This is a genomic window from Myxococcus llanfairpwllgwyngyllgogerychwyrndrobwllllantysiliogogogochensis (assembly GCF_006636215.1).
GTDB classification, from domain to species: domain Bacteria; phylum Myxococcota; class Myxococcia; order Myxococcales; family Myxococcaceae; genus Myxococcus; species Myxococcus llanfairpwllgwyngyllgogerychwyrndrobwllllantysiliogogogochensis.
Window position 1 is genome coordinate 1 of the sequence record NZ_VIFM01000767.1, and the last position, 447, is coordinate 447.

Genomic DNA, 447 nt, shown 5'->3' on the forward strand with positions numbered 1-447 from the left:
CCTGGACCCGGAAGACGCGAAGGACGCGGTGCGCTTCGGCGCCGACGGCATCATCGTCTCCAACCACGGCGGGCGCCAGCTCGATGGCGTGCTGTCCTCCGCGCACGCGCTGCCGGCCATCGCCGATGCGGTCAAGGGGCAGATCAAGATCCTGGCCGACTCGGGCATCCGCAACGGCCTGGACGTGGTGCGCACCATCGCGCTCGGCGCCGACGCCGCGATGATCGGCCGCGCCTTCATCTATGCCCTGGCCGCGGCCGGCGAGGCCGGCGTGAAGCACGTGCTGGAACTGCTGGAAAAGGAGATGCGCGTGGCGATGACGCTCACGAGCGTGGCGAAAGTGTCCGACATCACCGGCGACCTGCTGGTGAAGGCCTGACGGCCTGGCGGCATCCCCCTGAGCGGCGGGGCCGCGCCTTATCAACGCCCGCGCCTTCGATGCGGCGC

The 447-nt window shown here is 70.7% G+C and carries 1 protein-coding gene; it reads left to right on the forward strand.

What is annotated here, in order from left to right:
- On the forward strand, positions 1-379 hold a 379-nt coding region (locus tag FJV41_RS55790; protein WP_181791582.1), incomplete at its 5' end, for an alpha-hydroxy-acid oxidizing protein.
- Positions 380-447: the final 68 nt, after the last annotated feature.